Below are 12,363 nucleotides of genomic sequence, written 5' to 3'. Positions count from 1 at the left end.
CTAATCTGGTGGCTTTCCGGTTCCGAGACCACGCCATGCTGTTCTGGTCAAGTCAGAGCGGACACATTTTCAAGCCACAGCTGCCAATTCAACCTCCCTCGGCGTCTGGTAGCCCAGGGTCGAGTGAGTCGGCAGCTGTTGTACTCCATCTCGATGTACTCGATCACGTCACGCCGCGCTGCCTGTCGGCTCACATACCGCTGGCCTGCCAGCCACTCGCTTTTCAGTGAACCGAAGAAGCACTCCATGACGGCATTGTCCCAGCAGTTTCCCTTCCGGCTCATCGAGGCCTGGAACCCGTGCCGGTCCAGCGTGGCACGGTAATCACGAGACGCGTACTGACTACCGCGGTCGCTGTGGTGGATCACCCCGCTCTTGGGCTGGCGACGACCTATGGCCATCTCCAGGGCGTCAAGAACCAACTGCGTGCGCATATGGCCCGCCATCGCCCAGCCCACCAACTGCCGATCGTGGAGGTCGAGCACCGCCGCCAGATAGAGCCATCCTTCCAGCGTCCAGATCGCCGTGATATCGGCCACCCAGGCCCGGTTCGGTGTCGCTACCATGAACTGGCGGTTCAATAGGTTGGGCGCCACCGGCAGGGTGTGCTGACTGTCGGTCGTATGACGCCAGCGCCGCCGCTGCCGTGCCTCCACACCGGCTTCCTGCATCAGGCTACGAGCCTGGTAACGGCCGACGTCGTAGCCACGGCGTCGCAGTTCTTTGGCTATGCGGCGGCTGCCATAGCTGCCGCGCTTCCGGCGTGGGCAGGGTTTCCCATCGAGCCGGGGCGTAGCGCGCCGCACGGAGCGGCGCTGGGCGTTCTGGCGCTATCCAGACGGTCAGTGCTTGGCTTCCCCACGCAGCCGCGTCACCTCGTCGACCGGAAGCCCGGCGATCTCAGCAATCATCGCATCGTGCATCTCGGTGCGGGCGATTAGGTTGCGGGCGGTCTTCTCGGCATGCAGCTTCTCGCCTTCCTCTCGCCCTTCCTCAATCCACCGTTCGGGCCACTTCTTGATGCGCTCAGCCAGCATGTCATGTACCTCGTGTAGATCCTGCAAGTCGTTGAACTCGGGTAGCTCCACCCCTGGTGCCCGATAGGGCAGCATCACGCGCCGTATCCACACCACGAAGGCACGTCGCAGTCCGGTCTGCTCCGGGGCCTTGAGCCACTCCACCAGCCGGCCCAGCACCTCGAGCATGTCCTGTTCGTCGCGGTTGTGCTCCAGCCGGAACAGCGCCGCCGCCACGTTGCGCGTCTCGTCCGACCAGTCGGGCGCCTCGACGATGGCGCCTTCGTCCAGCAACAGGTAGCTCAGCTCGGGCCGGTAGCGCTCCAGGCCACCCGGTACCCGTTCGACCAGCTCGCTGACGTTGTGTGCGGCACGCCAGCGCTCTTCGCCATTGTAGAGTACCACGGGCAGCACCGGGGGCAGCTTGCCACTGGGCGTCAGGGCTTTCTGGCGAATCAGGTCCTGATACAGCAGTCCCAGGTAGCTCATGATCCGCACCGCCATGAAGCGGTCGACGCTCGACTGGAACTCAAGCAAGAGGTAGACGTAGAGCCAGTCGTCTCCCCAGCGCGCCCGCCAGATGATGTCATCCTCGCGGTCACGCAGCTCATCGGTGACGTAGGAACCACTGACCTTCTCCAGTGTCGAGAAGTCGAGCTGAGCCACCCAGTCCTCCTTGACGAAACCAGTCAGCAGATCCCTGACCATTTCCGGATGGGAGAACAGGAGCTTGTAGCTGTGGTCGTGGTGATTGGCTATGGGGCGTCCTTGCAATCGCCTGCCGGTAGTTTACCACGCGTCGATGCCGGCAAGCCGGCTGTACTACCACCCTCACGCCGCCCGGCGTTCATACAGCTCGCGGGCGGCGCGCATCCCGCGCAGGTGGCGGGCCTGGCGGGCGGCACAGCAGGCTGTCAGGCTCTCGGGCGTGCCCACGGCGCTACCGAAGCGCGTGAGCAGCGTGGTGGAGGCGGCGATGAAGGCCTCGGGATCAATGCCCAGCCGGTCGAGCAGCTTGGGTACGCGGCCTTCGATGAGCCCGCGCTTATCGGGGCGCTGGCAACGCCCGGTGGTCTCGACCAGTTCAAGGTAATCCTCGAAGCCGAAGGGAATGGCGTTGGGTAACTGCGCAGTGGCGTCGAACGGCATCAGCGGCTGCAGCGGCAGGGTCTCGCACCAGGCGGCTGCTTGGCGACCGGACGTGGGTGCATCAAGCGAAGCACTCACCGGCTCAGGCGCCGCTCCCTCCGCCGCTTGATGATCGCCATGCAACTCGGCCAGCCGTTCGGATAACGAGGTAAAGTCCGAGGATTCAGGAGATTCCGCCATGCAGGCGTGGATCGGGTTGAGGTCCACATAGGCCATAGCGCTGAAGATCGCCGCCTCGTCGAGCAGCGCCTGGCTCTTGAAGCGCCCTTCCCAGAAGCGCCCTTTCACGCCGTCCTCGGCGTTGGCCTGGCGGGCGACCGCCTCGTTGAGCACGCGCATGAACCAGGAAACATCGACCAGCCGCTCACGGTAGGTCGCAGCCAGTTCCTTCACCGCCACCATCTCCGCCGGCAGCAGATCGGTACCGGCCCGATAGCGCTGCACCAGCAGCGGGCCGGTGAACAGCATCGTCCAACGGCGTAGCACCTCATCGTCGCTCCACTTCGCAGCACGCGCCGCATCCACCCGCACTACCAGATGGTAGTGATTGCTCATCACCGCATAGGCCGCCACATCGATGGCGAACACCCCGGCCAGCTGGCGCAGCCGGTCGGCGATCCAGCCGCGGCGATGCTCGTAGCTCTGGCCGCTGACCGAATCCGTGCCGCACAGGAAGGCGCGGCGCACGCAGCGGTTGACCAGGTGATACCAAGGCGTGGCGTCAAGCGAGACCAGCGCAGCGCGGGGAAGGGTCATGGCGGGAGCCCTCAGCGAGTCGGCGTTGCCTTTAGATTAGCGGGATACGATGCGCTGTCAAATAAGTGGGAAATAAGTGGGTGTCCTTTCTTTCCGTTTGATGGCAGAAGCCCTCGGCGAGTGGCGTTTCTTTCAAATTAGTCGGTGCCGGTGCGCCGTCAAGTAAGTGGGCAAGTAAGTGGGCAAGTAAGTGGGTGTCCTTTCTTTGGTGTGCTTTCTTTGGTGTGAACCAGGAAACATCGACCAGCCGCTCACGGTAGGTCGCAGCCAGTTCCTTCACCGCCACCATCTCCGCCGGCAGCAGATCGGTACCGGCCCGATAGCGCTGCACCAGCAGCGGGCCGGTGAACAGCATCGTCCAACGGCGCAGCACCTCATCGTCGCTCCACTTCGCAGCACGCGCCGCATCCACCCGCACCACCAGATGGTAGTGATTGCTCATCACCGCATAGGCCGCCACATCGATGGCGAACACCCCGGCCAGCTGGCGCAGCCGGTCGGCGATCCAGCCGCGGCGATGCTCGTAGCACTGGCCGCTTACCGCATCGGTGCCGCACAGGAAGGCACGGCGCACACAGCGGTTGATCAGGTGGTACCAGGGCGTGGCGTCGAGCGACACCAGCGCAGCGCGGGGAAGAGTCATGGCAGAAGCCCTCGGCGAGTGGCGTTTCTTTCAAATTAGTCGGTGCCGGTGCGCCGTCAAGTAAGTGGGCAAGTAAGTGGGTGTCCTTTCTTTGGTGGTGTCCTTTCTTTGCAAATAATCGGCACGAACGGCACGCAGCCGCCCAGGGCGAGCCCCAGGGCGGCGACCAGTACGGCACGCATCACTGCTCGGTCTTCGGCAGTTCGTCGCTCAGTGCCCGTGCATAGGCGGTGCGCGCGGTCTGGTGGATGGCCAGTTGCTGCTGCAGGCGGGCAATCTCCTGGTCGGTGACACGCAGGTTCATCACCTGGGTGCGTGCATTCTCGGAGAGATCGGCGACGTTGTACTCGGTGCCGTCGATGGTCAGGGTCTGCTCGTTGCTCATGGGGTATCTCCTCAGGTATCGAAATCGAACGTCAGGTCGTCATCCTCCATGCCATCCAGAAGGCTGTCCAGGTTTTCCGGGACCTCGCTTTGCTGGGCATGGAGCTTGGCGCGCTCCGTCAGCTGGTTGAGCTGGTGGGTCGAGAACAGCTGGGCATGGGCGAGGGCCAGCGGGCCGCCGCGCAGCGTGGCGAAGGCTTCGGCCTCCAGGCCGTTGAGGGCCTGCTCGCTCACGCGATAGAGGCCCTGCACCTTGAGCGGCTCCTGCCCTTCGCCGCGGCTCAACTGCAGGGGCCACGGCTCGATCACCCCGGCGTCACCCAACGCCTGGGCGGCCTGCCATGTTGGCTGGCGGTTGCGGTCGCACTGATTGAGGAACTGCAGCGTGCGCGCCACGGGCTCGCTCAGCTCGCCGGCCTCATCGAACAGCGGCTGCCCCTCGTCGACCAGGTGGTCGGCAGCGATGGCCAGGACCTTCTGCTTCTGACCCTGCTCGGTCTGGGCCAGGGTGAAGGGATGGCCGCGCAGCGAGGCGGGCACATAGCCGGCCAGCCAGCGGCCGTCGGCATTCAGGTAGAGGTTGCGCTGGCCGTCCAGGCTCAGCAGGGCGACGGGCTGATAGCCATCACCCTGGGCGATGAAGCCCAGCACATAGTGGGGCAGCAGGCGGCCCAGCTCGGCGAGCAACACGGGCGCCACCGCCTGCCCCGCAGTGACATGAAAAGCGTCGCGCGGCCGATAGTGCGCCTCGGCGTGATCGCTGCGCGACAGGGCGATCCATTGGGTCATCTCGCCTCCCGAATCGGATGAGAAAAAACCCCCGACCGAAGTCGGGGGTTCTGTGCTTGCCTTGACCTATCGGACGATAGGCATCCGCTCTCTGGGAGAGGGATTAGACCAGGAAGTCTGCAGTCGTAAGACCCAGACCAGTACCGGTGAGCTCGATTTGCATATCACCAGCACCGAAGGCGTTGTCACCAGAAACGTCCACATAGACGGTGGTGTTAGCACCATCGTCATGGATCGCAATCTCGTTACCACCAAACTCAGCAGCAACACCGCTCAGTGCAGCAACAGCAGTAGTGATGGCAGCCGGTGCAGCAGGACCACCAGCAAACAGTGCATCCAAGTTGACCACATCGGTACCAGCTGTGAAGTCAGTGATGGTATCGAAGGATCCAGCAGAAGAGTCAGTTGCAGCGACGTAGGTGAAGGTATCAGCACCCGCGCCACCGGTCAGGGTGTCTGCACCGCCGTTGCCGATAATGGTGTCGGCACCGCCGTTGCCGATAATGGTGTCGGCACCGCCGCCGCCAGTCAGGACGTCGTCACCAGCACCCGCAACGATGACGTCTGCGCCGCCATCACCGGTCACGTTCAGGCTGAACTGAGAACCGACGGTTGCGGCCTGGACGTTCAGGTTGGAGGTGGCAGCACCAACAACCGGGTTGTCGTTGGCTGTGATGGTCAGCGTTTCCACCTGGTCAGCGGTCGCCGTGTGGCTGGCGTCAACCAGGGCATCCACCGTGGCACTGTCCAGGGTCAGGTTCAGTGTTTGAACCGCCGCCTGGTCGTTGGTGAAGTTGATGGTGCTGAAGTTCTGGGTGTTGGCCAGATCGCCCACGGTCACTTCTGCAGTATTGAAGACCTGCAGGACGTTGTTGTTGCCTTCGTTACCTGCGGCGACGTCAGCCACGTACTGTGCATCGGCAGCTGCTTGAGTAGCGAAGGTTGCCCCCGGCAGTACGTTAGTAGCGTCTCGACCGTTGACAACGTACTCGGACACCACGTTGACGTCGCCGCCGTCGAGGATGTTGTTACCGTTCGCAGTCACATCGTCCAGAATGACCGTCTGTGCGTTACGGATACCCAGAGCGAAGGAACCATCACCATTGGCACCGGTGAAGGTCACCGAACTGGACGCGGCCAGCGCACGGGTGTCGACGGTCAGGATGTTCTCAGAGTTGAAGGTGAGGTCACCGTCGTTGTTCACGATAGTGATGCGGCCACCGTCATCAGACTGAGTCACCAGCTGATCGGTCAGACGCAGGGTGTAGTTACCACCCGCTTGACCGGCAACACGTACCTCATCGACGCCAGACAGGTTGGTCCACTCAGATGCGCCCAGGGTGATGGCAGCCGCGGCGCCGTCCAGAAGGATGGTGTCGTAGCCAGCACCACCGGAAACGGTGTCCTGAATGGTCAGACCGGACGTCGCAGCGGAGATACCTGCGCGATCGGCGAAGATCAGGGTGTCATCACCGGAGCCCAGCTGGGCATTGGTGTTGGACACACCCAGACGCGCTTCGAAGTTACCGGCGAAGTCAGCAGCATCGATGTTGGAGGCGGTCAGCACCTGGTCGCCGTTGACGGAGTTGAACACGCGATCCACGGCCGTGTCACGAGTTTCCGCAGTCGCAGCAGCGGCAGTAGTGGCATCGCCTGCAGCGCCGGTCAGCACGTGGCCGTAGCCGCCTACTGCAGTACCAACAGCAGAAGTCGCGTCCAGGTTGAGGAAGGTGCCTGCCGTGCCGCCGGTGACGCTGATGGTGCCGGTGTGACGCGCCGCCTGGGTCAGCTCGACCGTGTTGGACTCGGAGTCGTTGTCCGCCAGGGTGATGTTGGTCACGCTGTTGGTGGAGTTGGCTGCGTTGCCATCGCTGTCGGCATTCAACGTGAAGTTGAAGCGCGGATCGCTGTTGGCGCCTTCTTCGATGGCTACACCCACAGTGTCGACACCGGCTTCCACATCCACGTTGACGACGTTGTTGGCAAGACCATTGTTGCCTGTGGAGCTGTGCTGAATGCTGATGGCAGCCGCATCACCCTCGGAGGCATTGTTCAGATTGAAAGTGGTGAGAGTGTCAGTAGCATCACCATTATTGAACAGACGAGTGGCCTGATCACCCTCGATGCGGGCAAGGTCAAGGGTCAGGGTATCAGCTGTTGCAGCGCTATCGGCAGTATGAGTAACCGTAACATTCTCAACACCTGTCACCAGTGCCGCGCCAGTGGTGGCCGGGGTGAAGTTGTTGGTGGTGTCGGCCTGCAGCGCCAGCGTATCGGTACCTTCACCAGCATCGATGCTGTCGGTCGTACCGATGGTATCGTTGGTGATACGGATGGTGTCGTCACCGGCACCGGTCACGGTGGACAGCGCAATGTTGGTACCGGAAGTACCGTCCTGAGTGGCGCTCAGAACGCCGTTCAGGTTGATATCGAGATCGCCAGCCAGCGCACTGCCATCGATGGTGCTCAGGGAGCCACCAGCGTTGGCGAAGGCGCCGATCATCAGGTTCTGGTCGCCGCTAATGTTCAGCGTCTCGGCATCCTCGATGCTCAGCGCGGTCACGGAGTTGGCGGAACCAGCGCTTTCCAGGTTGATGGTTTCGTAGCCAACACCCGCCGTGGTAGCGCCAGCGGTACCCGCATCAACGCGCAGAGTGCCTACCTGGGCATTGTTCAGCGTGAGGTCAGTGCTGTCGTCATCGCCGTTCAGTGCTGATGCCAGATGAACGAAGGTAACGTTGTTACCCGGCGCATTGGTGTTGTTGACAGACATGCTCTCAACAGCGCCTGCAATATTCTGCGTCGTGTAGTTGGTGTTGCTGATACGGGAGACGTTCAGCTCGTTGACACCGGTCGCGTCCTGGAGATCCAGGACCTTGGGCGCGGCACCCACGACATCGGTATTGATAGTTTCGATACCGTTCAGGGTCGGGGCAATGATGTTGATGCCTGTATCAGCATTGTCGACGAAGGTGAGGTTCAGCGTGGGGTTCTCGCCTTCACCGGTCAAGACGTCATCATCGTCGAGCGAAGGCTTCTGATCGTCGCCTTCCGGATCATAGACGCGATGCGCGTTGAAGACATTGGCGGTCGCTTCGTCGATGCCGTTAGTCAGCGTGTAGCTGTCGAGGTTGCCGGCGTCGATGTCGGCCTTGGCTTGGGCGACGGAAGCAGAAGTGGCGTCGACATCCTCAACGGCAGAGCGCGCTTCGGCCGGCACATAGTCGGCGCCAGTCTGCTCGGTGTAGTACTGGGCAACTTCGGTCTTGTTGTCGAGCACCAGGGTGTCGCCGGCAGAAGCGCCGTCGATCAGCGCGAGTACCAGCTGGTCGAAGCTGACTTCAGCGCCGCCACCGTTAACCCAGTAGTTCAGGCCTTCGGCTTCGGCGTCACGGTTGAACAGGTTCTGGTAGAGCTGGTTGACCGCCTGGGCACGGGTCATGTCACCGATGCCACTCTGGTACTCGTCCTGCTCTTCCACAATGTTGGCGCGCAGCTGCTCGAGGGTGAGCGCTTCGCTTTCGATTTCGTTGGTCCAGTAGTCCAGGCCAGCCTGGTCGGCGGCGCGGCCCAGCAGGCCGATGTAGAGCTTCTGGATCTGTTCAGCAACAGTTGCCATGTGTTCAAACTCCATTTGGTTGTCGAATCGACAGTGCAGACGCTCGGCGGCCCTGGTGGGCTACCTGGGCCCGTCAGCCCGGTCTGCAGTACAGTCCCGCTGTGGGGACAATTACCCTTCAAGGGGTAGGCTGCATTGTGAACCATCTTCCTGGCAAAACTGTGAAGCAGTTCACACTTTGCAAAAAAACTCGCCACTTCCCCGAAGGCATGCGAAAGCAGGGCGCACCCCGCCGGCAACGGACTCTAGCCTAGCATAGCCACACGGCATGCCAATAGCGGTGCCTACCAGCGCCACCGCAGAGATGCTTCCAGGCTCCAGCGATCGGCTTCAAATAGCGCCAGATTCGCCTTGGTGCGCTCCCAGCGGGCGTCCATGCCCAGCTCAAGCCGTGACTGCAGCGGCAGCCTTGTATGCACCCCCAGTGTCGTGGTGGTCTCGCGGCGTTGAGTATTCCCGAAGAAGGCGAAATTGTAATTTTCCGTATCCCCCCTCTGCTCAAGATGGGCATAAGCCGTCGCCTCCAGCGGCCCTGCCAGCCAGGTCGGCCCCTGCCCCCCCAGCCGCCATCGCCAGGTATCGCCAGCCGGCCTACCGCGACGCTCCTGCCAGCTGGCCTGTCCCCATAGCAGCATGCCCTGCCATTCGCGCCATACGCCGCCGGTGACCCGCAGGCTGTTGCGGCCAGTGGGCTCCTGTTGCCACTGCCCACCCAGCTGGAGCAGCCAGTGGTTCCTTACCAGCCATCGATAGTCGGCATCCAGATACCAGGCGGTACCGATACCTTCCACGTGCTGATACTGCAGCAGGGAGGTTAAGCGCTCATGACGCCTGGGTGATTGCCAGGCAGCTCCCAGGTAGGCATCTCGGCGCTGCAAGCGATCGAGATCGTGATACTCCTGCGCTCCCAGCCCCCCCAGCAGTTGCCAGTCATCAAGGGCCGCGTGGTCACTTTCGACCAGCTCTCCGATGGGAAGCCGCGTGGTGGCTGCGAGACGGGTAAAGTGGCTCGCCTGGGCACGGCTGGCGTCGGCCAGCACGGCCTCATCGGGTATCAGGCCGAAGAGGTTGAGCGGAATGGAGCGGTGACGTGACCCCAGGTTGGCGTTGCTATCGAACCCCTGCGCCAGGGTAAAAGTGTTCTCCACCGCGTCCTGCGAGCTCGCCGGTGCCGGCTGTTGCTCCAGGCGCTGCTCCAACCAATCCAGGGTGTCCGCCGCCTCGGGCGGCAACTCGGCTCCCCCTCGATACGCGTGCAGCGCACGCAGGCTGGCGCGTGCCGCTTCAGGGTTGCCCAGCTCCGCATAGGCCAGGGCCAGCTCCAGCCGTGCCCCCAGCGCGTAGGGATACGCCAGCACAGCGGCTTCGAAATGTTCCACGGCGGCGGCGGCATCCCCCAGCCGCATGGCGATCTGGCCCAGCCACTGGTGATAGCGAGCGGCCTCGACCGCCATGGCCGGCTTGGGCTGCCGCTGTAGCCAGCGGTATACGCTGGGCAGAGGCTGCTGCTCCAGGCGTGTAGCCAGACGCGCTTCATCCAGGGCCAAGACAGGAGCTGCCAGTCCTAGACTTGCCAATAGCGCGCAAACCGCGGCACCGCGGCGCCATACCGGGCACCGAGTCACTGTCGTCAGGAGGTACAAGGTTGCATTATCATTGGTGAAAGGAAAGTCGTAGCTTATCATGAAGAAAAGCCCGCCGGCCCTAGCGACTCCAGGCCGCATGGCTTGTTGCCTTGCTGCCCAAACGACGTGTATCTACGCCGAAGGCTGTACCTTTCCCCTATCTATGGAGGATGGATCTTGCCATGCAACGAGCCAAACCACGCTCCGTTTACCCTTGCGTAATGGTGCTGCTATCAAGCCTGATGCTGCTATGCCTGCTATTGCCCTCCTGGGCATGGGCTGGCCAAAAGCTGTCTGGCAAGGTCACCTTCGTGAGCGGTGATGCCACCGTATGGCGAGATGCCACAGCCCACTCCCTGGCAGCTGCCGACCCCATTCATGAAGGAGACAGGCTCACCACGGGAGCCGATGGATTCGTGCATCTGCGCATGGTCGACGGCGCTCTGCTCAGTCTGCGTAGCGATAGCGCCATCACCATCGCCCATTACCGTTACACCCCCGATCAGCCAGATGCATCTCGCGTTAACCTGACCCTGCACCATGGTGTCGTGCGTTCGATCAGCGGCGAGATCGGCGCCCGCAGCCGTGAGCACTTCCGCCTTGAAACACCCATCGCCGCGATTGGTATCCGCGGCACCGATTTCAGCATTCTGTCGTTGGATGAGGTGAGTCGCTTGAGCCTGGCCCGTGGCGGCGTGGTGATGGCGCCGCTCTCCAGCGAGTGCCGGCGCGGAGGCGTGGGCCCCTGCGACAGCAGTGGCGCAGTTGAGCTGTTCGACACCCAGCGCAACATGCTGCTGGAGACCCGCCTGGGCGACAGGGCGGCCCAGCTTACCCGTGATGGCATTACCCCGGATGAGCTGCGCCCCCCCCACCCCGCGGAGTCCACGTTAAGTCCTATCGAAACGGCCATGCCCCACCAGGAGGGCGTCCAGTTGCTGACCGGCGACTCCCTGCCCGGCTCGCGCAACTACGAGGAGGCCCTGGAGCAGGCAAACCGCTATATGGAGCAGACCGGGCTCATTGCCGAAGCGGTGGAGCGTGGCAACGCGGCCAGTGAGATTCAGCCCCGTGACCAGGGGCGAGTCGCCCAGCCCACCATCCTCTGGGGCCGCTGGAGTGAATTTGTTGACGATGAAACCCGTGAAGTCGCACGCCTGCTGCACGGTGACCATCAGCCGCGCCGCTATCCCACGGTCAACAGTGTCTTCGGCATGGTGGAAAACTCCTTGCACAGACCTCAACTGCCCGATGCAGGCAAGGCCTATTTCGACCTCAACCGCTACGAGGCGTATGTGAAGCGGGGTGAGCAGCTGGAAACCGCTTCCATCAGCCACCCTGGCCTGGTAGTGGACTTTGAGCAGCAGCGCTTTGCCGCACGACTGGATGTGCATGCCGATTCGTTGCCTGGCGCCATTCCCGTGGTAGGTGGCGGCAAACTGACGCAAGACGGTTATCTGCTCAGCGATAGCCAATCGCCCAGTCAACTTGCCGGGGTACTAGGTAATGCCGCCGCGGAAGCGGGCTTGCTATTCGAGTATCAGATCGAGCCAGGCGTCGATGCAGTAGGAGCAACACACTGGGTGCTGGAGCACGACTAAACATGCCATCACCCTACCTGGATGACGCATTGGAATCGCTGCTATTGGCCCACTGCCATCGTCGTTGCTTCTCCCGCAAAGAGAGGATACTCAACGGCGGTAGCCAAGCCGACACCCTGCTCTACTTTATCAAGGGAGTCGCCAAGGTTGCGCTGATCAGCCCTCAGGGCCAGGAGATGATCGTGACCTACCTTGGCCCAGGTGAGTTTGCCGGTGAGGTAGGCATTTTCTGCCCCGAGCTGCCACGCTCGGCCTGGGTAGTGGCCCATAGCGATTGCGAGGTGGGCATGCTGCCTCACACCGAGTTTCATCAACTGGCCGAAGAGCATCCCAAACTCCTCTATGCGCTGGGGCGCCAGCTCTCCGTACGTCTGCTCAAGACCACCCAGCGCGCCAGCGATTTTGCCTTCCATGATGTCGTGGGGCGCATTCGACGCTGCCTGCAGGAACTCTCGCAGCTGGCGGCCAAGGCCAAGTACGACGGCGTGACCATCCACTACACGCGCCAGGAGCTGGCCCTGATGGCCGGCTGTACCCGCGAGATGGCCGGACGTGCCCTCAAGGTGCTGGAGCAGGGCGGCCTGGTGCGGGTGCACGGCAAGAGCATTCAGGTCAGCAGGGAGCTGATGCAGCAGACCGCCGACAGCGAGGCCTAGCGGCCGGCCTCGAGCGCTCCCCCTCCCGATACTGCCCCCTCATCGACCCCTTCGTTTGCAGGGGGCACCCTCCTTCCCGCTCCGACTAGACTGCCAGAGGACGACCGGACTCGGCACCGGTCGTG

Annotated in this window: 9 protein-coding genes and 1 pseudogene; 2 read left to right on the top strand and 8 right to left on the bottom strand. The window is 62.6% G+C overall.

Annotation, left to right across the window (positions count from 1 at the left end; translation table 11 throughout):
* Positions 1–69: 69 nt before the first annotated feature.
* The 8 genes and pseudogenes from NFH66_RS03900 to NFH66_RS03865 form a co-directional block, all read right to left on the bottom strand.
* Positions 70–761, bottom strand: a pseudogene (locus NFH66_RS03900) (IS3 family transposase); the annotation flags it as partial.
* An 81-nt stretch (positions 762–842) separates the two neighbouring features.
* Positions 843–1,790, bottom strand: a complete 948-nt coding sequence (locus NFH66_RS03895; protein ID WP_502878630.1) for an Rpn family recombination-promoting nuclease/putative transposase — start codon at positions 1,788–1,790, stop codon at positions 843–845.
* Between the two features lie 57 nt (positions 1,791–1,847).
* Complete coding sequence (locus NFH66_RS03890; RefSeq protein WP_349608567.1) at positions 1,848–2,921, bottom strand: hypothetical protein; 1,074 nt, start codon at positions 2,919–2,921, stop codon at positions 1,848–1,850.
* A gap of 31 nt (positions 2,922–2,952) precedes the next feature.
* Complete coding sequence (locus tag NFH66_RS03885; RefSeq protein ID WP_349608566.1) at positions 2,953–3,564, bottom strand: hypothetical protein; 612 nt, start codon at positions 3,562–3,564, stop codon at positions 2,953–2,955.
* 181 nt (positions 3,565–3,745) lie between these two features.
* Positions 3,746–3,949 (bottom strand): DUF6447 family protein, encoded by a 204-nt coding sequence (locus tag NFH66_RS03880; protein ID WP_349608564.1) that lies wholly within the window; start codon positions 3,947–3,949, stop codon positions 3,746–3,748.
* Between the two features lie 11 nt (positions 3,950–3,960).
* Positions 3,961–4,737, bottom strand: a complete 777-nt coding sequence (locus NFH66_RS03875) for a SapC family protein (protein WP_349608563.1) — start codon at positions 4,735–4,737, stop codon at positions 3,961–3,963.
* Between the two features lie 103 nt (positions 4,738–4,840).
* Positions 4,841–8,356 (bottom strand): DUF4214 domain-containing protein, encoded by a 3,516-nt coding sequence (locus tag NFH66_RS03870; RefSeq protein ID WP_349608562.1) that lies wholly within the window; start codon positions 8,354–8,356, stop codon positions 4,841–4,843.
* Positions 8,357–8,640: 284 nt separating this feature from the next.
* Positions 8,641–9,903, bottom strand: a complete 1,263-nt coding sequence (locus NFH66_RS03865; RefSeq protein ID WP_349608561.1) for a tetratricopeptide repeat protein — start codon at positions 9,901–9,903, stop codon at positions 8,641–8,643.
* A 260-nt stretch (positions 9,904–10,163) separates the two neighbouring features.
* Between NFH66_RS03865 and NFH66_RS03860 the strand changes: the two genes are divergently transcribed.
* Entirely contained in the window at positions 10,164–11,582 is a 1,419-nt protein-coding gene (locus NFH66_RS03860) for a FecR family protein (RefSeq protein WP_349608559.1), read from the top strand.
* 2 nt (positions 11,583–11,584) lie between these two features.
* Positions 11,585–12,238 carry a cyclic nucleotide-binding domain-containing protein gene (locus tag NFH66_RS03855; protein WP_349608558.1) on the top strand — a complete coding sequence of 218 codons (654 nt, stop codon included), beginning with the start codon at positions 11,585–11,587 and terminating at the stop codon, positions 12,236–12,238.
* Positions 12,239–12,363 lie beyond the last annotated feature (125 nt).

Source organism: Halomonas sp. H10-9-1 (assembly GCF_040147005.1).
Lineage (GTDB): Bacteria > Pseudomonadota > Gammaproteobacteria > Pseudomonadales > Halomonadaceae > Halomonas.
Note: the sequence above shows the minus strand (reverse complement) of the source record. Positions and strands in the feature narration are given on the sequence as shown.